Consider the following 21517-nt stretch of genomic DNA (forward strand, 5'->3'; position numbering starts at 1 on the left):
AGTCGTGCAGGACGGAGAAGCGGTCAACGCCTCTTGCCGTCCCGCCACATGGATTCGCCGCCCACCCCGTCGGCCGCATCGAAGGACTTGAGGCGCTCGCGCAGATCCGTGAGATCGTTCGAGGCGACCGCATCGCCCTGGATGATCGTGGGCTTCAACAGGATCACCAGTTCGCTCTTGCGGGCGGCGGTGGATGTGGACCGGAACGCGCCCCCGATGAGCGGCGCATTGGCGAGTCCCGGCACACCGGACCGCGTGCGCTGCGTGGTCTCGCGCATCAGACCGCCGATGGCGACGATGTTGCCGTCGGTGGCGCGCACGATGGTGTCGGTCTCGCTGATGGTGCTGGAAGCCAGGGGCAGGCGGAAATTGCCCGACGTGCCCAGGTCGATGTTCTTGGTCTTCTCGACCACGTTCGACACCGAGGGATGCACGTGCAGGATGATCTGGTTGTTCTCGTCGATCTGCGGCGTGACGTCCAGGGCCACGCCGGAGAAGAAGGGCTGCACGACGATGGAGGGCGACTGCGTCGTGCCCCCGGCCGCATTGGTGAGCGTCGTGGTCGTCACGTTGGTGACGAAGAATTCGTCGTTGCCGACCTTGAGCACGGCCTTCTGGTTGTTGAGGGCCGCGATCCGCGGACTGGAAAGCACCTGCAGATTGCCCTGTGTCTGCAGGAACGAGAGCAGCGCCGCGAAATTGCTCGTCTGCAGCGCGAGACCGAACACCGTGCCGGGCACGCCCACGCCCGCCGTGATGGACGAAGGATTGGCCGGGTTGGCGGTGAGCGCGGAGTTGGCGCTGATGCTGCCGTCGGCGGCTCGCGCCGTGAACGACGAGATCGCGCCGCTGGTGCCCAGCGCCACACCGGGCGAGAGCACGCCGCCCGCGACCCTCGCATGCTCGCCAAATGCCGACCAGTTGACTCCGGCCTGATAGCCGTCCGACAGTTCCACCTCGATGATCTTCGCCTCCAGCATCACCTGACGTTCCAGCACCAGGCGCGTGGCGCGCAGGTACGATTCGACCGAGCGGATCTCGGCCGGCATCGCGCGCACGACGATCACGCCCGATTGCGGGCTGATCACCACCTGCCTGCCGTTCTCGCTGCCGATGATGGTCTTGAGCGCATCCGAGAGTTCTTTCCAGAAGTCGCTGTCCGTGGTCGTGACGACACGGCTGCCGACGACCGCTTGCGACGCGGCCCCTGCCCCGCCGGGCAACGCGCCGGGCGTCGATGGAATGCCGGGTGACGGGCTGCCTCCCGGCATGCCGGGCAGGCCGGTGCCGGGCAGGCCGGCCGAAGGCGAGACGAAGTCCGAGATGGCGCCGGAGGTCACGCGGACGTCGCTGCGGCCCCGGCGCTGCGTCATCAGATAGTTCACCTGGAAGACCCGCGTCTGGATCTCCGCCGGTTGGACGAGGATGCGCGTGCCCTGGATCTGATAGTCGTAGCCGTACAAGGTGCGCACCGTGTCAAGGGCTTCGGCCACCGTCACGTCCTTGAGCGCGATGGAGATGCTTTCCTTGATGCCCGGATGCACCACCATGCTGTACCGGGTGCCCTGCACCATCGCCATGAGCACCTGCGAAGCCGGGGCGTTGGCCACGTTCAGATCGAACCTGGGCTCGGTGGGACGGCCATCCATCTTGGGCATTTCCACGACCACCGGGGGCAGCAAGGCCTGCGCGACGGCATCGGGCTCCCGGGGCGGCTTGCGGGAAGCGATGCCCTGCTCCAGTTCGCGGTCGATCCGGTCGAGCGTCTTGCCCTGCCTGGGCTGGAATGCCGTGCAGCCCGTGGCCGCAAGGGCCAGGGCGAGCAGCACGCCGGTGATGCAGGTGCGGAAAGTCGTGGTGACGGGATGTCGGGTCACGGGTGGAATGACGACGGTATGAGTGACGGGATTTGGGTCACGAGCCGTGAATACGCTTTGTCTTTGTACGCCTTATCGGCGGAACGTCGGCCAACTTGACATCGCGGCGCTCCACGGGTCCGTACAGCTTCAGATGGAGCGTGCCCTCGGGGCCTGTCAGCGTGACGTCGTCCTCGCCCACGCGGGTGAGCGTGTAGCCGCGCACCGAACCGCCCAGGGGAACGAGCGTCCCGCCAATGACCGCGATGCGGCGCCGTTCGCCGACAAGAACCGACTGCAGGACGAGCGGCTGCGGGCCCTCCTTTTCGGCCGCGGCGCCGGCCGCCACCGCGCCTTCCGGCGGACGGGTGGGATCGGGCAGGGATTGGGCTCGGGCCGCCTGCGTCATCAGGGCCAGCACGAAGGGGCAAAGCGTGGTCAGCATGGCGCGGCGGTTCATAACGTCATCCATGTTCGGTCCAGGCCGAGAGTGAAGAGCGTGAGGGTCATCGACACGCGTGGAAAGGCCGACGCGTCCACCCGTGTCTGGCTCCATACCACGCGCACCGGCATCGCCTGCAGGCGCGAGCAGTAGTCGACGAGCGCCGGATAGGCGCCCTGCACGGTCAGCTCGATCCCGTGCTTGAAAAGGCCGCCTGCCTCGCCCGCATTCGCATGAGCATCCTTGTCCCCTTTTTCCTGCTCCAGCAACGGCGCGGCGGGAAGCGTGCGCATGGCGCGCAATTCGATTCCGGGCGAACGCGCGACGAGATCGCGCACCAGCGCAGGCATCCGCTCGGGCGCCACCAGCGACGAACTGCGCGCGCCGATGTCGGCTTCGAGCGTGCCGATGAGCCCGTCCAGTTCGTTCACTTTGGCCTTCAGCGCATCATCGGGGTGCTCCCGGCTCCTGGCCTCCAGGGCCACGCGCTGCTCCTCGAACGCTCCGGCCGTGCTGCTTGCGGAAGCCAGTTCCGTCCGGACCTTGCGCGTCTGCCGCGCGACCGGATCGATGGCACCGGCCCATACGACCAGAAAGATGAGCGCCAGCCCGCCAGCGAACACGAGCATCCGTTCGCGATTCGCGAGGCGGTCCAGCCGTGCGGCCAGCTTGTCCCAGAGCACCTTCATCGGACCGCCGGCGCATCGTCGATGCGCGAAGCCACGCTGAACTCGAGATAGGACGGCCTGGGCGCTGCCGCCTTGCCATCGCCGCCTTGCGTGCTGGCATCGGGCGGACGGAATTACAGCCGGTTGAATCCGCGGCCCTTGAGCGAGGGATCCTGCCCCAGCGCGCCGAGAAATCGGGGCACCAGTTCGGGATCGAGCGTGCGGCCCTCGATGCGGATGTCCGTGCCGTTTCCGTTCACGGTGACACCGGTCAGCCACAGTCCGCTGGGAACGCTCCGCGCGAGAGCCCGCAGGACCGCCGCGTGGCCGCCGCCGGCCCCGAAATCGCCACCGTTCAGCCGGTCGGCCACCGCCTGCCGCGACTCGAGCTTCCGGGTGCGCTCCTCGACCTGAGTCACCATCTCCGGCGACGGCTTGCGCGCGGCCAGGGCAGAAGACAGGCGCTTCACCTGTTCCTGGACCTCCGTGGACCGGCGCGAGACCTGCCGCTGTTCCGTCGAGACGCGATGCAGGTCGTAGGATTCCCAGCCGTACCAGGCCAGAAGAAACACCGTGCCGGCAATCCAGCCTGCCGCGACCTGTCCGGAGGGCAGCAGCACCTTGGGCTTGCGCAGCGCAGGATCGAAGAGATTGACGTTTCCGTTCATGGCGGTGAAGAGTGCACTCAGAAGTCGCGCAGGGCTGCGCCGAGCAGCCTCAGGTGCCTGCCCTGGGCCGCGGGATCCCGCAGGAGCGGTGACGATTCGAGTTCCAGCGCCCGCGCGAGATCCAGGATCTCCACGGGCACGTACAGGTTCTCCGCCAGCGCGAGGCGCAAGGCGTCGACCTCGGCGAAGGGCGCAATCAGCAGCCGCGCCACCTGCAGGCCGCCGTACTGCCGGTCGAAGTGATCCAGCGACCGCTGCAGTTCCAGCGCCATGCGGTCGATCAGGCCGGAACGGGTATCGGCGTCGGTGCCCGAAAGCAGCTCGGTGCCCGTCTCGAGCGCGCGGGACAGGTACAACTGACCGCGGGCCGAAACGGTGAACAGTCCGCCGGTCTCGGTGAACGACACGAGCGCCACGGCACGCTCGCCTTCCTCGTAGAGACTGGCGACGTTGCGCTGCGCGGTCTCGTGAATGTCGATGACGGCGAGGTCGAGCCTGGCTGCATCGAACAGTTCGATGACGCCCGATATCCTTTCGCTGCGCGCGCTCACCGCGAGCACTTGCGGCAGCCGCCCGTGGCTCGACGACGCCTGAGGCAGGGACAGCACGTCGACCGTGGCCTGCTCGGGCGGATAGTCGATGACGTCCTTGAGCCGCCACCTTACCGCGGTGCGCATTTCTGCTTCCGGCACGTCGGGCGCATCGACCGCGTGAACCTGGTATTCGCCCGGCGCGAGAAGCGCGGACACCTGCCCGCGGTCGAGCCTGAGCTCCTTGCGCAGCCGCCGCAGCGTTTCCGTGGACGAGCCCTCCGAAGGCGCGTCCAGCAGCGTATCCACGCGGGGGCGCCGTCCCGCGTCGCGGATGACATGCGCAACCTGGACCCGGCCGCCGGCGAGGGCGATCGCGTAGAGGGAATCTCCGGTCTTCGAACGGCGCGTCGGACGCACGGCCCACCCAGATGAAATAAGCCAGGAGCATGAAGCTCCTCACATCCGCGTTTACGGCGGTCAGTAGCTTTCCCTTAGGAAAATCACGTCCGGCGTGTTGGTATAGAGGCCGAACACAGCCCGCGCGGCGGGATTGCGGTCGTACGTGGCCGCACCCCAGTTGCCCTGCAACCAGGGCTTGGAAGAGGCCGTGGCCACCGAGGAGGCACCGGCCGAGCAGGTGTTCCCCGACGCCGAGCTCCCGAGGTTCGCGGTGAGGTCCACGGAGCCCCGCACGTTCGGCTTGCCCAGACGGAGGGTCGCGCGGCCCGATGAGAAGACGATGCCGTTGGCGCCGGTGGGACTGCCGGAGGTGACGCACGCGGCCAGGGGCGAGCGGAAGTTGGAGAACGAGAACTGCGTGTTGGTGAGCCGTGTGCAGGCGTCGTCGCGGTTCGTCACGAATCCGCTGCCGTTCCAGTACTCGGCGGTGAGCGGCACGGGAAGATCGATCTGCGGCGCGCCGAGCGCGCTGCCGATCTTCAGGCGGCCGAACCGGACCTTGGTCGACCCGCCGGAATTGAGCGCGCGGGCAACACACGAACTGCCGCACGAACCGGTGCCGGAGGCCGTCATGTCCGCCGAAGCGACCTTGGCGCCGTCCGCATCCGTCACGGACACGCCCAGGACGAGACTGTCGTAAGGGCCGTCCGCCGACGCCGCGCGGCTGAACGTCGCCGAGGTGGAACTGATCGAGTACTGTCCCAGGGTCCAGCTCGCGGACGGCAGTCCGGTGATGCGGCTGCCCAGATCGGTCCCCGCGTCCGCATTCTCGGCGTGCAGCGTAACGGTGCCCACGGTGTAGGACCCGCTGCGGTAGTTGGTGGTCACTGTGCCGGACGAACTGCGGGCCTCCAGCACGTACGCAAGGCCGAAAGCCGGCTGGTCCATGTAGGTGAAGCTTCCGGACGAACAGGCGGGCGTGAGACTGCTCGACACGAGGGCGAACTGGCTTGGATAGAAGCGGCCCACCCGGGTTGGGATGCCCGTCGATGCGTTCACCGCCACGCCGGAAACATCCGCACCGCTGGTGCCCAGATAGCCCGTCGCGGACGCGGTGAGCCCGATGCTCCCCACTTCGCTGTAGGTGAGATTGGACACCGTCACGCTGCCCCCGCTGTAGCTCGCCGAGCCGATGTCGGTCGACCCGCCCAGCACCCCCAGTGTGCCGCTCGCGGGCGTGAAGTACGCGGCATCGCTGCTTGCGGCGAGTCCCGTCGGCCAGGCAAATCGTGCCGCAGCGGTGTTGTCGACGAGGTTCGCTCCGGCATCGGCCGTCCCATCGTTGTTCGCGTCATCGGCCGACTGCCATAGCAGGGCCTTGATCGTGGCCGAGAACGTGCTGCCCGCAGCGGCAAACTTTGAGCCGGACGTTGCGGTGCCGGCAGGATTCGCCGTCGAGCCGCTGGCGATCCCGGTGATCGCGAAGGCGAACGGCCTCACCGTGATCGTGGAGGAGCTGCCGTCGATGTTCACGGCATTGGCGAAACTGCGCGTGTCATCCCGCAGATTGAGCGAGAACTTGCCGACGTCCGAGGTCGTGAGGTTGAACGAGGCGACGCCCGCGGTGAATGTCAGCGAAACATTGGCGGATCCCGGCACGGACGTCCCGAGCGCGGTGCCGTTGTCGATCGCCGGCGCCGTCGCACCCGCAGGGTGGGACGCGTTGGCCGTGTACCAGGCCTTCAGGCTCTTCGCCCCTGAATAGTTCGTCGCGACTGCGCAGTTGGGAGTGGCCAGCGAGGTGTCGCGACGGTAGAGCGTGGCCGTCATGGCGTGCGGACGGCCTGCCACGGCCGTGGTGCTCAAGGCGTCGGTCGTCGACAGGACGAAAGCGTTGTCGCGGAACGAGACCGTGGAGGAGGTTCCGGTGATGGACGACGTCGTGCTGTCGCGCGCGGTGACCGTGAGATCGTCCGCGCTCTGGTTGGACAGCGTGAGCGTCGCACTTCCCGCGTCGGCGGCCCTGAACGTGTAGGTCGCAGCGCCATCGTTCGCCGTGCCTGTTTCCGTCACGCTGCCGGAACTGGCTCCGGCCGCCCAGCCGCCGCGGCCGCTGCTCGTGGAAAGGACGACGGTGCCGGTGTAGTCGGTGGCCCGGCTGCCTGAACCGTCCAGCGCAGTGATTGTCACATTGTGGCCTGTGCAGGTGCTGGCACTGGCCGAGGCCGTGACCGAAAGCTGCGCGGCGCCGCAGCTCGTGACCTTCCGCGGATTCCCGTCGAGGTCATAGCCGTTGGCCTGAAGCTTGTAGACGAGCGCGATCTCGTCGGCCGTGGCGGCCCCTTCCCCGACCACGAACTCGTCCAGCGGAGCGCGCCATCCCTGCGCACCGCTGGTATTGACCGAGTCGTACGAGGTCCCGACGTAGGCGAGCGTACCGCCGTTCACCTTGCGGGCGACCGAATCCACCAGCGCGCCATCGATGTACAGAGACGTCCTGCTGCCTCGCCCCACCAGGGCCACGTGATGCCAGCCGTCGGAGAGCACACCGAACTTGTAGCTGCCGTCGGTGGTCCCCGAGGTCGTGTACACACCCCAGCGATAGCCGGCATTGTGGTCCACGTACATCATGTCGCCGCCTCCCGCGATGGCGGACAGGATGTGGTACTGGGAACCGCTCGTATCGAAAGGCGTCTTGAACCAGGTGAGCAGGGTCCAGTCGCGGGACAGCGTGGCGGACGTGCTCACCCAGTGCGAGTATTTCAGGAGCTCGAGCGCCGAACCGATCACTCCCTCGGCCAGTCCGTTCACGCTGTTCTTCGGCGTGCCGTGCGACGAACCGATCGAATCCTTGATCTCCCCGGCCGCGCCGGTGTAGCTGCATTCGTCGAAGCGGTACTCGAGTCGCGCGATGAACGCGGGCTTCAGCGCCACCAGGGCCGCGATGTTGTCCGCTGCCGTGGCGAGCGTCGCGTTCTTGGCTCCCGTCGAGCCCACGACGGTCAGCGCAAGCGAGGAGGCCGATGCCGTGATGCCATTCGGACCGGCGCCGGTGGACACGTCGTAGATTTCGGTCATCCCGCTGGGTGCCGTGAAGGACGTGGACTGCGCGCCCGAATAGAGAGCCAGCAGGGTCGCGTCCGTGATATCCGTCGTGACGGCTGTCGAGGTCACTGTCGTAGACGACGAATTGTTCTTGGTGCTCGATACGTTCACCGGTGCCGCGTTGTCCACCCCGCGATAGCTCAGGAGAGCCCCGCCGCCGCGCTCGGACGCCCCGAACGTGAACGCGTAGCTCGCCGGCTCGGACGAGCCTGCCACCCGGTAGTAGATGTTCTGCCGGACCGAGTTCTTGCTGTCGCCCAGAAGCGTGGTCCACCCCGACGGGGCCGTGATGGTGTTGCCGGTGCCGCGCACCGCGACCTGGGCGATCAGCACGTCACCCGCGACCGTTCCGGCCGGGACGGAAAGACTCAGCGACGACGCCCCGACGAACCGGTCGTTCCCGTCGCGGTCGCCACCTGGCTGATCGCCGCGTGCAGGGTGCCGGCGCATGGCAACTGGCACACCAGCGCCACCGCCGTGCCGGCGAGCGCCCGCAATGCGACTCCGAAACGGCTCACGGACATGCGTACCTCGGCGCAGTGCCGTTGGGGTCCACACAACGTGTCACCGTGGCATTCACCTGACGGCTGATCGGCATCGCCCCGCCGGCCAGGGAGACCGTCGACACGATGGCATATACGGCGATCTGTCGGTTCGCCTCCGTGGTGGTCGTGCGGGCGCAGGTGACGGTCGCGGACGCGCCGTCGAAGCTGCCTCCCAGACTCAGCGTGGTGTCGGAAAAGCACGCGGGTGGCTGCGGAGTCGAGGCCGACAGGCCGGCATCGTCATTGTTCCCATCGAGCACCTGGTACAGCCCCCATTCGATGCCGGCCCGCGCGCCCTGGTAGGCCCGGGAACTGGAGACGTCCACCGCCTGCGCGGCGTGCTGCATGCCCGACACGGCCAGCATGAACGCGCCAAGCATGGCCAGAATCACGAGCAGGAACAGGGCGCTGGGGAGAGCGAAACCGCGCAGGGTGTCAGGGAATGTTCGCAACGTGCGCCTCCGCATGAAGATTGGCGGATTCCCCGTCGGCAGCGATGGCGAGGCGGACGGACACGGTCCCGTACCGGGTGAGAAGGTCGTTGGCGTCGTAGGTGAACGCGCAGTCCGTGACCTTGGTGGCCAGCAGAGCACTGCTGCCCCCGGTGGGCGGCGTGGCCTGCGATGCATTGATCCCGTAGCCCCAGTAGCGACGCAGGCTGCCCGAGGCGAGGTCGCACTCGTACGTGACCGCATGCTCGACGATCTGGAATCGCCTGCCCGGCGATTCGTACGGAAACAGCTTCGCCGCCGTCAGCGTGATCGTGGTGGCGGATGCCGAGGCGATCGTCGCTCGGTTGTTGCCCGAGGACTGGTACGCGTCGGCGCCGGAGAAACCGGCACCCAGATTGAAGATGACCACGTGGTTGCCTGCGGTCACGGTGGGCATGGTTCCGATCACGTCGAAGGACGAGTCTCCGGACGCCGAGGTGAAATCGAGCACGTTGCCCGCGCCGGTGGAGTCGGTCTGCGCGCGATAACGCCCGCCTCCGCTCACCAGGAGGAATTCCACGTAGCGTCCGGTGCCGTCGACACGCACGCTGTTGGGAAGGGCGAGGCGCAGGTCGCGCACGATGCGGCGCATCGCCACGTCCGCGGTGTCGGAGAGCTCCGCGCGCCGCGTCGTGTCGAGATAGCCTTGCACGGGCCGCTGCAGGAACACCGCCACCACCGCGAAGACGATCCCCGCGATGGCGATGGCCGCGACCGCCTCGACGAGCGTGAATCCGGTCAGCCGGCGGCGCCCGCTCCCCCTCGCCCGCAGGCCGCTGGTCGTGCAGCGGGTGCACGCTTCGAACTGCCGCATTGGAACGGTCGCACGGATCATGGCAGGGAGTTCGGCGCCGATCTCACGCGGTACGAGTGCAGCGTCACGGTTTCGTTGCCGGGCCCGGTCACGGCAACCGCGACCAGCGCGGCGTCGGCGGTGGTGGCCAGTCCGAGCCCACCCTGGGTCACGGTCACGCTGGCCGAATAGCTTTCGAGCCCCGGGATGGCCGTGCCGGAGAGATCGCGGATGCCGCTCATGACAAAGCCGTGGTAGTCGTTGACGTTGTCGAACGGGGTCGTGGTGCTGTAACGGGTCTCGCCCTGGGAAGTCTCCGGTCCGGGTGCGGACATGCTCTCGGGCACTGTGCAGCCGGCCTCGCTCGTCGCGGTCGCCGCGGCCGGATCATCCGGGTCGCAGTACGTGAAGGGCATCAGCTCGATCTCCTCGAGCAGCGCCTCTGCCACGGCCAGCGCCTGCTTGCGCACCAGCGGATCGGAGCTCTTTGCCGAGGTGATGTTGAACACGCCCAGGATGCCCACGATGCCGACGCTCACGATCACGATGAACACGATGAGCTCGATGAGCGTGAGGCCGCACTGGCGGGATGGACGGGGGCGCGCGTTCCTGCGATCAGGGGTGCGCATGTCCCGTTTCCGCCTCGACCGTGAACGTACGGGTGAGCGCACCGTTGGCCACGGTGACGGTCAGGGGTCCGCTGCTGGGCCGGCCCAGCGCGTCGAAGGAGAAGCTGGTGCCCGACACGGTTACCGCCGAGGACCCTGTCGCCTGAAGCGCGCTGCCGGTCGTCGGATCGGCAACATCCGAGGTGCAGCTTCCGGCAGGCGCGAAGCAGGCGGAAAGACCGTTGCCCGCAAAGATGAGAAGAACGCTGCTGCGCGAGCCGATGGCAATCTTCTGCGCATACCGCACCGTCGACAGCACCTTGTCGTAGGTGCCCTGCAGTTCGAAGTCGTCCTGGTTCGCGAAGCGCGGCAGCACGACGATGGCCATCACACCCAGGATCATGATGACCACCAGCAGCTCGGTCAAAGTGAAACCGCGCCCAGGGGCGCGGTTGCGGAACGTTCGTCGTCGGCTGGGCATGTCCGGACGGTGGCGGCGCCAGGCGGCCGCCTGGCCGACGCTCGTCAGTTGGTGCAGACCACGCTGGCAGTCGCCGTGGCGGAGCCGTCCTGCGAATCGGTGATCGTGCAGGACACGACCGCGCCGTCGCCGCCCGTGCTGCAGTTGCCCGTGCCGCTCACCGTGTAGCCGGTCGGGAGGCTGCCGCCCTGGAGCATGGAGCCGAGGATGCCCGACGTGCAGACGTTGGTGGAGTTCATCTGCACGACTCCGGTGCGCGACGAGTTCACCTTGAACGCGCCGTAGTTGATCGACGCGGCCGAAGAGACCGCGCCCGCGACACCCTTGGTCGCGGAGAGTCTTGCGTCGGCGCTCAGGTCGATGAACCGGGGAAGTGCCACTGCGGCCAGAATGCCGAGGATGACGATCACGACGACGAGTTCGATCAGGGTGAAACCGCTTTGATTGCGTTGCATGGCAAGGAGTCCTTTCGGGTATTGGGAAGGAGGTGAACGCGAAGTGTCTCCGGGAGGGTGCTTGCCCCTCCTGTCGTTGTGGTGGACTTGCGGGTCCGTGTAATGGATCGGATCAGCATCCGCTGGTGACGGGCGCGGGGATGATGGGCGCCTGACCTCGTCCTGGGGATTCCTGATAGCTCATCTGGCAGTTGACCGAATCGACGGCGCCGCGGACCTGGATCACGAGCGGATTGCCCGCGAGTACCTGTACCTGGTCGGTCTGCGGATTGATCTGGGCGGCCGTGACGATGCCCGCGCCGTCGGCCGTGGGGTAGCCGAAGCGCATGGTCACGGCCAGCCCGTCCATGTTCACGGTGCCTGCATCCTGGGTGCAGGTCGGCGTTTGCGCGACTCCCGCCAGATCGACGCGGCACGCTGCCGAGGCGAGTGCCGACGCAGACCGTACTGCGCCATAGATGGCATTGAGCTTGGCCGCGCGGCTCTGGCTTTGCATGTTCACGTAGCGGGGCAGCGCGAACGCCGCAAGGATGCCGATGATGGAGATCACCACCACCAGCTCGATGAGCGTGAAGCCTGCGCTGCGTGCTCCGGCCCTGCCCGTTTGCGTCCTCACTTTCGTCACTGTCCTCGTGGATGGATGCCGCACGCACCCGTGCGCGCACCCGTAGGGTTTGACAGCGTTAGCGGACGCGCGGGGAACATCTTTAGGAAACAGGGGGCATCGTTCGAAAAGATGGAATGCCGGCCTCACGAACCCTTGTGGAAGGCCGCCTGGCCGAGATCCCAGATCGGAAGGAACACGCCCAGCGCAAGGATCAGCACCAGCACGCCCAGACCCACGATCAGGATGGGCTCCACTTGCGCGGACAGGGTCTTGAGCTCGTACTCGACCTCGCGCTGATAGAGATCGGCGACCTCTTCCATCATGTCGTCCAGCGAACCGGATTCCTCCCCCACGACGATCATCTGCAAGGCCACGGGCGTGAACACGCCCGAGGACACGGCCGTGCGGAGGACGCTCTCGCCGCGCTCCACGCCCTCGCGCATCTTCTCGATGCGGGTCGCGATGTGTGCGTTGTCGACGGTCTGGGCACTCAACGACAGCGCCTGCGTGATCGGCACGCCGCTGCGGAAGGCGAGCGAGAAGCTGCGCGCGAAGCGGGCGATGGTGGCCTTGAGAATGATCTTGCCGGCGATGGGAAAGCGCAGCTTGAAGCGGTCCCACCAGAGCTTTCCCGCGGGAGTCCGGATGTGCCGCCGGAAGACGATCGCACCGGCGATGCCGCCCGCCAGCAGGTACGGCCAGCTTGCGACCATGAAGTCGGAGAATCCGATGAGCAGGCGGGTGATCACCGGCAGCTGGGCGCCGAAGCCCTTGTAGACCTTGGCGAAGGCCGGAATGACGAAGAGGTTGATGACGGCGATGGCCCCCGCCATGGCGATCACCACGAAGGTGGGATAGCGCAGCGCCGACTTCACCTGCGTGCGCATGAAGTCCTGGAACTCCAGGTGGCGGAACAGGCGCAGGAAGATCTCGTCCAGCCGCCCCGTGCTCTCGCCCACGTAGATCATGGCCACGTAGAACGGATTGAACATGGCCTTCTGCCGCTGCATGGAAGCCGACAGGTCCCGGCCGGAATCCAGACCCTCGCGCACGCCCTGGATGGATTCCCTGACCGTCGGATGCGTCGCGGACTCCTGCAGTCCTGCCAGAGCGCGCAGGATCGGCACGCCGGCCTTGAGCAGCGCATACATCTGCCGGCTGAACAGCATGAGGTCCTGGGTGTCCACGGGCTTTCGGCCGAGCGCCCAGAGGGGCCGGTCCGCCTGCTCGACCTGCCCGTTGCCATGGCCATTGCCGTTCGCCGATCGGCCCCGCGAGAGCACGATGTCCACGGGCGTGATGCCGGAGGTCACGAGCTGGCCGGCGATCGCGCCAGCGTCAGCCCCTTCCAGAACCCCCTCGACCAGTTGGCCGCCGGCGTTTCTCCCCTTGTAGGAAAAGTGCGGCATCTCAGCGGACCCTTCCCGCGTGGCGGGCAGCGGATGCCGCTGGAACGAGGGTGCCCGGACCGTGCCTTCTCAAGGGCTGGACGTCTCGCATGGGCGTCAGTCCTCCAGCTGATTGGTCGCGTGGATGGCCTCGTCCACGGTCGTTCTGCCCTGCGCCGCCAGTTCCACCGCGGCCCGGCGCAAGGTGCGCCCGCCCATCTGCTTGCGGGCCGCCGCCACGAACGTGGAGTGGTCGCCGTCCGAGGCGGCATCCACGACGGGACGCGTCATCTCCAGCATCTCGTAGATGGCCGTACGGCCGACGAATCCGGAGTTGTTGCAGCGGTCGCAGCCGGTCGCCTGCCTGAACGCGAACTGGTCGACCCGGTCGCCCAGCTCGAAACGCAGGAAGTGGCGTTCGTGGTCTTCCAGGACATGCGGCCGCGCGCAGTTCTCGCACAGCAGGCGGACCAGGCGCTGAGCCAGCACCACCTGCAGCGACATGGCCACCATGAAGCGCGGTGCGCCCATGTCCATGAGCCGCAGCGGGGTGCTGGCGGCATCGTTGGTGTGAAGCGTGGACAACACCAGGTGCCCGGTCATGGCGGCCCTCAGTCCCGTCTCGACCGTGCCCTGATCGCGCATCTCGCCCACGAGAATCACGTCCGGATCCTGCCGCAGGGCCGTGCGCAGCACCCGCCCGAACGTGAGTTCGATCTTTTCGTGGACTTGCACCTGGGTGAGTCCGGGGAGGCGATACTCCACCGGATCCTCCACCGTGATGATCTTGCGTTCCGGGGTGTTGAGTTCGGTGAGCGCCGCATAGAGCGTGGTCGTCTTGCCGCTGCCGGTGGGCCCGGTGACGAGCACCATGCCGCTGGGCCGGCGGATGATCCGCCGCATGCGGTCCAGTACGTGAGCAGGCATGCCCAGGCGCTCGAGATTCGCGACGCCGGCGGACTGGTTGAGCAGACGCATCACGGCCGATTCGCCGTGCTGCGTCGGCATGGTGGATATCCGGACGTCCACCTGGGTGTTGCGCAGCGCGATGTGGAATCGGCCGTCCTGCGGCAGGCGTTTCTCCGAGATGTCCAGGCCGGACATGAGCTTCAGCCGCAGCACCAGCGGCGCGGCGATCTTGGGCTCGGCCTGGGTCTGCACGTGCAGGACGCCGTCGATGCGGAAGCGGATGAAGAGCTTGGACGCCTGCGGTTCGATGTGGATGTCCGAGGCGCGCGCGCGGACCGCCTCCTCGAATACCGTCTGCAGCAACTTGACGACCGGTGCGTCCTCGGCCGCCGCCGTCGTGCCGAACGCGGCGAAATCCACCGCGTTGTCGCCCATCTCCTCGCCCAGTTCCTGGGCGAGGCCGGAGATCTCGCCGCTGCGCGTGTAGACGCGGTCGAGCATCGCCATGAGCTGCGACTCCGCCACGACGCAGACGTCGATGTCCCGCTTGAGAACGCGGGCAAGCTCGTCGTAGGCCAGCAAGTCGGTCGGATCGGCCATGCCGACCCGGAAGGCCGGTCCGGCTTCTTCCAGCACCAGGGCGCGGAAACGGCGGGCCTGGGATTCGGGCAGCCTTGCGACCAGTTCGGGATTGAGCTTCGCGTTGCGCAGGTCGACGAAGGTGACGCGCAACTGCCGCGCGAGAGCCTCGCAGATCTGCTCCTCGGTCACGTAGCCGGAATCGATGAACACGCGGCCCAGGCGGCGTCCCGAGCGCTTCTGGTCCTCCAGCGCGCTCTTCAGCTGATCCTCTGTCAGCAACCCCTGCCGCAGCAGGATCTCGCCGAGCCTCACCTTTTCCGGTCGTGCCATGAATTCTCCGTTGCACCGGTGCGAGCCCGGCCACACCGGCAACCATGCCGGTCGACCGTGTACTTCGGCGCGGGATGGCCCAAACTTGAGGGTCGCTCCACTCCCTCCACCCGTTTCGCATGTTCGACGTCGTCCTGTATCAGCCGGAAATTCCGCCCAACACAGGCAACGTGATCCGCTTGTGCGCCAACACCGGCGCCCGCCTGCATCTGATCGAACCCCTCGGATTCCGGATGGGCGACAAGGAAGTCCGGCGCGCGGGCCTGGACTACCACGAGATGGCCAACGTGACGGTGCATCCCGATCTGGACCGCTGTTTCGCCATCCTGGGCGAGCGCCGCGTGTACGCGCTGAGCAGCAAGGCCGGCGCGAACGTGTATGCCGCCCGGTTCCAGCCGGCCGACGTGCTGCTGTTCGGTCCGGAGACGCGCGGCCTTCCCGCGGACGTGCTCGAGCGCATCCCGCGGGAACGCCGCTTGCGCCTGCCCATGCTGGCAGGCAACCGGAGCCTGAACCTTTCCAACGCCGTGGCGGTCACCGTCTACGAGGCCTGGCGGCAAGCCGGATTTTCGGGAGCAGCGATCGATTGAGGTCCGAGACAGGCGGTTCGTCCAAGGCAGGCGATTCCGGGTTACCCGGAAACCGGCTCTTCCGCTATTTCGAGTCGCGGGTTTCGGGCACCGCCGTCTCGCCGGAGACCGTGACACCCCCCTCCGGCCCGCCCCCGACGCTGTGGCGCTTCTATGCGCATTTCCTGAGGCAGCATCCGCGCCTCTACGGAGCCATGCTGGCCGCAAGCCTTGCGGTCGCGCTCCTGGACATGGTGGTGCCGCTGCTCATCGGCAGGATCGTGGGCCTGATGACCGCCCCGGATTCCGCTGCCGCGTGGGCGGAATCCCGCGTGACGATCGCCACGCTCGCGGCACTGTTCCTCTTCCTGCGCCCCGTGGCGATCCTGATCGACTGCCTGATCCGGCTGTCCGCCGTGTTCCCGGGCGTGACCACGGAGATCCGCTGGCAGAACCACTGGCACGTCGTGCGGCAGTCGTGGACCTTCTTCCAGAACGACTTTGCCGGCCGCATCGCCAACCGGGTGATGAACACGGCCAACGCGTTGCGGGAGAGCGTGGTGTCGAGCATCCGTGCCGTCTGGTACATCTGCGTGTACGGCATCGGGGCGCTGACCGTGATGCTCGGTTCGCACCCGGTGCTGGCCATCCCCACCGTGGTCTGGATGTGCGCGTACATGCTGTTCCTGCGGCTTTTCGTGCCCCGCATGCGCGAGCTGTCGCGTGCCAGCTCCGAGGCACGCTCGCAGGCGATGGGGCGCATCGTCGACAGCTACACCAACATCCTCACGGTCAAGCTCTTCGCCCGCGCCCGGGACGAGGACGCCCACGTGAAGGACAGCCTCGACGAACACCAGCGCCGCATGGCGAGGCACATGCGCTGGAGCACGACGTTCGTCGCGACCCTGGCGCTGATGAACACGCTGCTGGTGGCGTCCACGGCGCTCCTGGGCGGCTGGCTCTGGTACCACGGCGAGGCCACAGCCGCCGTGGTCGCGACCGCCGTGCCCCTGGCGTGGCAGATCTCCAACATGGCCGGCTGGGTGAGCTGGGAGGTGAGCGGCATCTTCGAGAACGTGGGCGTCGTGCAGGAAGGCATGGACAGCATCGCGCGGCCGCTCACCATCCTGGATGCGCCGCAGGCCCGGCCGCTCGAGGTCACGCGGGGCCGGATCCACTTCCGCGCGGTCCGCTTCAACTATGGCCGCGTCGCGGCCCCGGGCGGCGCGGTGCTGCAGGACCTCGATCTCGTGGTCCGTCCGGGAGAGCGCGTGGGCCTCGTGGGCCGCAGCGGCGCGGGCAAGTCGACGCTCGTCAACCTGCTGCTTCGCTTCCATGAGGTGGAATCAGGCGCCATCGAGGTGGACGGCCAGGACGTGCGGGGCGTGACCCAGGAAAGCCTTCGGGCCGCCATCGGCGTCGTGACGCAGGACACGTCGCTGCTGCACCGTTCCATCGCGGACAACATCCGCTACGGGCGACCGGACGCCACGGCCGCGCAGGTCGAGGCGGCCGCGCGGCAGGCACACGCGCACGATTTCATTGCCGAGCTGCAGGACTGGACAGGGCGCCTCGGCTACGACGCGCATGCCGGCGAGCGCGGGGTGAAGCTCTCCGGCGGCCAGCGTCAGCGGGTCGCGCTGGCGCGGGTGATCCTGAAGAACGCCCCCATCCTCGTCCTGGACGAGGCGACCTCCGCGCTCGACAGCGAGGTGGAAGAGGCGATCCAGGAGCAGCTCGACACGCTCATGCAGGGCAAGACCGTCATTGCCATCGCGCACCGGCTGAGCACCATCGCACGCATGGATCGTCTGGTCGTGCTGGAGCGAGGCCGCATCGTCGAGACGGGAACGCATGCGGAGCTGCTCGCCGCGGGCGGAATCTACGCGCGTCTGTGGACACGGCAGTCCGGCGGATTTCTGGGAGACGAAGCGGACGAAGCGGCGCGGGAGACGGCGGCCTCCTGAGCGCTGGCGGATCGAGCGCCAGGTCCTGGAGCACCGGCCCGGCGCGGGCACCGGGAGGATTGGCCCGCAGCGGGTGTGCTACCGGGACTCCGCCTTGGGATCGCGACGCATGAGGAGTCCACGGCCTCTTCGGGGCGGATCTCGCCGTCGAGCAGCCGGCACACGGCTTCGGTGATGGGCATCTCCACACCGTGGCGCACGGCCAGCCGCTGCACTTCACGCGCCGTCCCGACGCCTTCGGCCACGTGGCCCAGCGCCGTCAGGATGTCGCCGAGGGTCTGGCCCTTGGCGAGCGCCAGGCCCACTCGGCGATTGCGCGAGAGGTCGCCCGTGCAGGTGAGGATGAGATCGCCGGCTCCGGAAAGCCCGATGAACGTTTCCAGGCGGCCCCCGAGCCGCATGCCCAACCGCGTGATCTCCGCGAGCCCGCGGGTCATGAGGGCGGCACGCGCCGAGAGCCCGCAGCCCATGCCGTCGCACACGCCTGCCGCGATGGCCATGACGTTCTTGATGGCGCCACCCACCTCCACTCCGGTGAGATCGGTAGTGGAGTAGATCCGCAGCCTCGGTGTGCGCAGTTCCCGTGCGGCATGCTCCGCGAAGTCGGCATCCGGGGAAGCCACGGTGACCGCGGCGGGCAGCCCCTTGGCGATCTCTTCCGCGAAGCTCGGCCCGGACAGCGCGCCCCGCGAGACGTCGGCGGGCAGCGTTTCCTCCGCGACCTGATGGGAAATCTCGATGTCTGCGGCTCGAATCCCTTGCACAGCCACACCACGGGCGGCACATGCGCCAGGCCGGCCAATTGCACGAGAACGCTACGCAGCGCGGAGGTCGGCGTGGCCACGATCGCGAGATCGGCCTCCCGCACGGCCAGCGCCATGTCGTCCGTGATGGCGACGCTGCCGGGCAGGGCAAGCCCGGGAAGGAACTCGTTGGCGCGGGATGCGAGCATGCGTTCGCAGTGCTCGCGCTGCCACGTCCAGAGCGTGACGCGGTGTTGCACGGACTGGGCGAGCGCGAAGGCGGTACCCCAGGCACCGGCACCCAGTATGGCGATTCTCATAGGCCCCAAAGCTCCACTGCGCGAAGATAGCCGGCCGGGCCGTCCCTGTGCTTCACCCTGGCCCAGGCACCGTTCTGCTCCAGCAGTTCCAGGATCACGCCGCGCTGCGCCTCGAAGACGGCCGGTGCGCTCTCCTCCGGAGCATTGCGCGCCACGGCCGGGGACGCCAGGACGACCACATTGCGCCGGCTCGCCAGCCCGCTGGATTCGGCCCACGCGAGCTTGCCTCCGGGCTCCCGGATCTTGGCCCAGCCTTCGATGGAAGAGAGGATCTCCACCGGGGTCCCGGCCGAGATGACGAGGATTTTCGTGGCCTTGGTGGAAGGACCGTCGTACAGCACCGCCGGAGTCTCGCCGATCGCGCGAAACTCCAGCGCCTGGGCCACCGCGGCCATCCCGAAGAGGATGACCGCAGCACACCGCAGGAAGAACTTCAGTGCGTCTGCTCCGATGCGGCCGGGGCAGCCTGTTCGGCTTCCTGGCGCTGCCGGTACAGGGCTTCGAAATTCATCGGGGCGAGGAACACCGGCGGGAAGCCGGCGCGGACGGCCATGTCGGAGACCGTCTCGCGCAGGTAGGGAAGCAGGATCGTGGGACACGTGATGGCATAGACCATCTCCATGTCCTCGGGACGCACGCCGCGCACCTGGAAGATCCCGCCCTGGCTCGCCTCGATCAGGAAGACGGTCTTGTCCCCTTCCTTGAGCTTGGCGGTCACCGTGGCCGTGAGCGAAACCTCGTGGTAGTCGTTGCCGATCGCCTGCCCGTCGTTGCGGAAGGAGAACTCCAGTTCCGGCGTGGAACGCTCGAGGAAGATCTGCGGCGCGTTGGGGATTTCGACCGAGAGATCCTTCACGTAGATCTTCTCGATGCTGAACTGGGGCTGGGGTGCCTGTTGCGGCTCGGCCATGGGAACTCCGGGGTTCGGGGTCGGAAAAAGGGCCCGTAGTGTAACCCACCCTTCTTTGCGTTCCGTGCATGCGCACAGGCCGTTTCAGGCCTCCGGCCGCGGCGCTGCCATCACTGGAACGAAGCGGATCAGATAGGCCAGAAACGCCGCGCACCACAGGGCGCCCGCGGCCGTCAGCCAGGAGACCGTCACGGCCGGAAACGCCAGCGGTCCGAAGACACGCACGGCGGCCGCCAGGTGCACCAGCACGTAGGCGGCGACTTCCAGCCGTCCGGCCGCCAGCGGCAGGCCGCTATGCCCGCGGGCCGTACGGGTGATCATCCCGATGATCATGCCGCCTACCGCGCCGACGGACACCGCGTGGTCGGCGAGAGGCACCGGAACGACGGCCCCCGCAGCGGCCAGTGCGTGCAGCACCAAGGCCAGGGAATCCACGCATAGGAAAGATGGAGGATCCAGAGGATCGGCGTACGACGGGTGCACCATGGATCCCAGTCCAGCAGCCGCAACGCCTGCAGGACGGCGGCCGCGAGGCAGGCCGCCGCCGTCAGGATGCCGGGGACGGAAAGCAGGACGAACGCGAACGCGACGACCGTTGCCGCCATGGCCGCGCGATCCACCCGTGGACGGCGGCGGATGCGGGCGGAGCGGATGGCGTTGGCAGTGAAGCTGGGGATCACCCGGCCGCCCATGAGGGTCACGATCACGACGATGAGGTAGAGCCCGGCGCGGACCGGCTGCAGAGGCGGAATCTCCACGGTGCCCGCCGCGGCGGCGTGGAAGAGCCCGTTGAGCGCCGCGAGCGCCAGCAGCAGGCCGACGAAGAAGCGGTTGCGATTCCGGGCGCGATGCAACGGTATCCAGAGGCACAGGGCGACGGCGGGCAGGAAGGCGGTCTCGATCACCGCCGCAATCCATGCAGGACCGGTCAACAGGGCAAGCCTCCCGGCCAGCCAGAGAACGCACAGTGCCGCGAGCAGCGGCCCATGGGGCGTCGGCTGTCCGGTCCAGTTTCGCCCCGCCGTGAACAGGAAGCCGGTGATGACCGCGATACCGAATCCGAAGACCATCTCGTGGGCGTGCCACGCGATCCCCGGAAGCGGGCCGGGATGGCCAGTCTGGGCGAGCAGTTCGATCGTCCAGACCGCGACACCCCCGATGGCCAGGGCCGCGGCCAGCAGGTAGAAAGGGCGGAAGCCCAGAGAGAACAATGCGCCGCCCCATGGAACGGGCGGGGTCGTCTTGGGAGAGGGGGTCTGCATGGTGCTCGTCCGGCGTGTCTCGGGGATGCCGCCAAGGTAATGCCGCCGGACCGTCCGGAGAATCCTTCCGAGGACCGGATCGCACGCCTCCCTCCGCACGAGGCAGGCTAGTCACTTCGGCCTAGACCCGGACCGCGGGCCCCGGACCGCCGGCCCGAGGGAAGATCCCATGGATGCGCACGGTCGCAAGGGAGGGCCGCGGGCAGATGACGCGAAGGCCCGCGCCGCCGTGCGGGCCGGCAAGCGGGTAGACAGCCTGCAAAGTCAGCGGCCCGGCGGGCCCGTTCCCTCCCCGCGCCGCGGGAGGCCGGCGCAGGCGGCGCTGCCCCTCGGGCTCAGGCGTGCTGCGCCACCCATCGATCCAGCGAACCGGCGTCCATGGCGCCGGACACCCGTGCGACCTCACGGCCACCCTTGAAGAGGATCAGGGTGGGGATGCTGCGGATGCCGTAGCGCTGGGCGATGGCGCTCTCGGCGTCGGTGTCGAGCTCGCCGAAGACCGCGCGTGCCGCATGGGACCGGGCCGAGCGTGCGAAGGCCGGTGCCATCATGCGGCAGGGGCCGCACCAAGATGCCCAGGAGTCCACGACCACGGGCAGGTCGTTGCGATCGATGGTCTTGTCGAAATTGCGGACATCCAGCGTCAGCGGTTCGCCGGTCAGCAGGGGACCATCGCACTTGGCGCACTTGGGTGCATCGCCGGCGCGGTCTTCCGGCACCCGGTTGACGGAGAGGCAATGCGGACAGACGACGTGCATGGCGGGAATCCTGAAAGGGTCTACACCGGGAAAGATGGGGCGGGGCCAGGCGAACTCAATAGCCGGCGAAAGCTGTCCGGGACTCGCGGAGCGGGGTACAGCGGCGAGGCGTCGGCGGCGGGAGAGAG

20 protein-coding genes and 2 pseudogenes are annotated in these 21517 nt (G+C 67.8%); 2 read left to right on the top strand and 20 right to left on the bottom strand.

Annotated elements, in window-relative coordinates; translation table 11 throughout:
• Positions 1 to 23: 23 nt before the first annotated feature.
• From mshL to tadA, 15 genes are all read right to left on the bottom strand, one after another.
• Positions 24 to 1838 (bottom strand): pilus (MSHA type) biogenesis protein MshL, encoded by a 1815-nt coding sequence (gene mshL / locus IPK20_01735; GenBank protein MBK8015535.1) that lies wholly within the window; start codon positions 1836 to 1838, stop codon positions 24 to 26.
• Between the two features lie 76 nt (positions 1839 to 1914).
• Positions 1915 to 2316 (bottom strand): hypothetical protein, encoded by a 402-nt coding sequence (locus IPK20_01740; protein ID MBK8015536.1) that lies wholly within the window; start codon positions 2314 to 2316, stop codon positions 1915 to 1917.
• The gene (locus tag IPK20_01745; protein MBK8015537.1) at positions 2313 to 2987 is read right to left on the bottom strand and encodes a type II secretion system protein M; all 675 of its coding nucleotides are present in this window, start codon (positions 2985 to 2987) and stop codon (positions 2313 to 2315) included. Before IPK20_01745 ends, IPK20_01740 begins: the two co-directional genes overlap by 4 nt.
• A gap of 113 nt (positions 2988 to 3100) precedes the next feature.
• Positions 3101 to 3634, bottom strand: a complete 534-nt coding sequence (locus IPK20_01750; GenBank protein ID MBK8015538.1) for a PilN domain-containing protein — start codon at positions 3632 to 3634, stop codon at positions 3101 to 3103.
• Between the two features lie 17 nt (positions 3635 to 3651).
• Positions 3652 to 4584, bottom strand: coding sequence for a pilus assembly protein PilM (gene pilM / locus IPK20_01755; protein MBK8015539.1), 933 nt, complete (start codon positions 4582 to 4584; stop codon positions 3652 to 3654).
• A 60-nt stretch (positions 4585 to 4644) separates the two neighbouring features.
• Entirely contained in the window at positions 4645 to 8004 is a 3360-nt protein-coding gene (locus IPK20_01760) for a LamG domain-containing protein (protein MBK8015540.1), read from the bottom strand.
• Positions 8005 to 8039: 35 nt separating this feature from the next.
• The gene (locus IPK20_01765) at positions 8040 to 8195 is read right to left on the bottom strand and encodes a hypothetical protein (GenBank protein MBK8015541.1); all 156 of its coding nucleotides are present in this window, start codon (positions 8193 to 8195) and stop codon (positions 8040 to 8042) included.
• Entirely contained in the window at positions 8186 to 8668 is a 483-nt protein-coding gene (locus tag IPK20_01770; protein MBK8015542.1) for a hypothetical protein, read from the bottom strand. Before IPK20_01770 ends, IPK20_01765 begins: the two co-directional genes overlap by 10 nt.
• Complete coding sequence (locus IPK20_01775; protein ID MBK8015543.1) at positions 8652 to 9542, bottom strand: prepilin-type N-terminal cleavage/methylation domain-containing protein; 891 nt, start codon at positions 9540 to 9542, stop codon at positions 8652 to 8654. Before IPK20_01775 ends, IPK20_01770 begins: the two co-directional genes overlap by 17 nt.
• Positions 9539 to 10129, bottom strand: coding sequence for a prepilin-type N-terminal cleavage/methylation domain-containing protein (locus IPK20_01780; GenBank protein MBK8015544.1), 591 nt, complete (start codon positions 10127 to 10129; stop codon positions 9539 to 9541). The genes IPK20_01775 and IPK20_01780 overlap by 4 nt, the downstream gene beginning before the upstream one ends.
• Complete coding sequence (locus IPK20_01785; GenBank protein ID MBK8015545.1) at positions 10116 to 10535, bottom strand: type II secretion system protein; 420 nt, start codon at positions 10533 to 10535, stop codon at positions 10116 to 10118. The genes IPK20_01780 and IPK20_01785 overlap by 14 nt, the downstream gene beginning before the upstream one ends.
• 98 nt (positions 10536 to 10633) lie before the next feature.
• Positions 10634 to 11044 (bottom strand): type II secretion system protein, encoded by a 411-nt coding sequence (locus IPK20_01790; GenBank protein ID MBK8015546.1) that lies wholly within the window; start codon positions 11042 to 11044, stop codon positions 10634 to 10636.
• 112 nt (positions 11045 to 11156) lie between these two features.
• Entirely contained in the window at positions 11157 to 11660 is a 504-nt protein-coding gene (locus IPK20_01795) for a type II secretion system protein (GenBank protein MBK8015547.1), read from the bottom strand.
• A 134-nt stretch (positions 11661 to 11794) separates the two neighbouring features.
• Complete coding sequence (locus IPK20_01800) at positions 11795 to 13060, bottom strand: type II secretion system F family protein (protein MBK8015548.1); 1266 nt, start codon at positions 13058 to 13060, stop codon at positions 11795 to 11797.
• A 96-nt stretch (positions 13061 to 13156) separates the two neighbouring features.
• A complete protein-coding gene (gene tadA, locus IPK20_01805) occupies positions 13157 to 14860 on the bottom strand; it encodes a Flp pilus assembly complex ATPase component TadA (GenBank protein ID MBK8015549.1) in 1704 nt (567 codons plus the stop codon).
• Positions 14861 to 14979: 119 nt separating this feature from the next.
• On the opposite strand from tadA, the gene IPK20_01810 reads away from it, so the two are divergent.
• Both IPK20_01810 and IPK20_01815 read left to right on the top strand, forming a co-directional pair.
• Positions 14980 to 15450, top strand: coding sequence for a tRNA (cytidine(34)-2'-O)-methyltransferase (locus tag IPK20_01810; GenBank protein ID MBK8015550.1), 471 nt, complete (start codon positions 14980 to 14982; stop codon positions 15448 to 15450).
• A 194-nt stretch (positions 15451 to 15644) separates the two neighbouring features.
• Positions 15645 to 17396 carry an ABC transporter ATP-binding protein gene (locus IPK20_01815; protein MBK8015551.1) on the top strand — a complete coding sequence of 584 codons (1752 nt, stop codon included), beginning with the start codon at positions 15645 to 15647 and terminating at the stop codon, positions 17394 to 17396.
• On the opposite strand, the pseudogene IPK20_01820 reads toward IPK20_01815, so the two are convergent.
• From IPK20_01820 to trxC, 5 genes and pseudogenes are all read right to left on the bottom strand, one after another.
• Positions 17312 to 18459 (bottom strand): annotated as a pseudogene (locus IPK20_01820) (NAD(P)-dependent glycerol-3-phosphate dehydrogenase). The gene IPK20_01815 and the pseudogene IPK20_01820 overlap by 85 nt on opposite strands.
• Positions 18456 to 18854 (bottom strand): SH3 domain-containing protein, encoded by a 399-nt coding sequence (locus tag IPK20_01825; GenBank protein ID MBK8015552.1) that lies wholly within the window; start codon positions 18852 to 18854, stop codon positions 18456 to 18458. The pseudogene IPK20_01820 and the gene IPK20_01825 overlap by 4 nt, the downstream one beginning before the upstream one ends.
• Before the next feature lie 38 nt (positions 18855 to 18892).
• On the bottom strand, positions 18893 to 19369 hold the full coding sequence (gene secB / locus IPK20_01830; GenBank protein MBK8015553.1) for a protein-export chaperone SecB: 477 nt from the start codon (positions 19367 to 19369) through the stop codon (positions 18893 to 18895).
• 84 nt (positions 19370 to 19453) lie between these two features.
• Positions 19454 to 20631: pseudogene (locus tag IPK20_01835) on the bottom strand (NnrS family protein).
• Positions 20632 to 20966: 335 nt separating this feature from the next.
• Positions 20967 to 21389, bottom strand: coding sequence for a thioredoxin TrxC (trxC, locus tag IPK20_01840; GenBank protein MBK8015554.1), 423 nt, complete (start codon positions 21387 to 21389; stop codon positions 20967 to 20969).
• Positions 21390 to 21517 lie beyond the last annotated feature (128 nt).

It is taken from the genome of Betaproteobacteria bacterium, from assembly GCA_016713305.1.
GTDB lineage: Bacteria > Pseudomonadota > Gammaproteobacteria > Burkholderiales.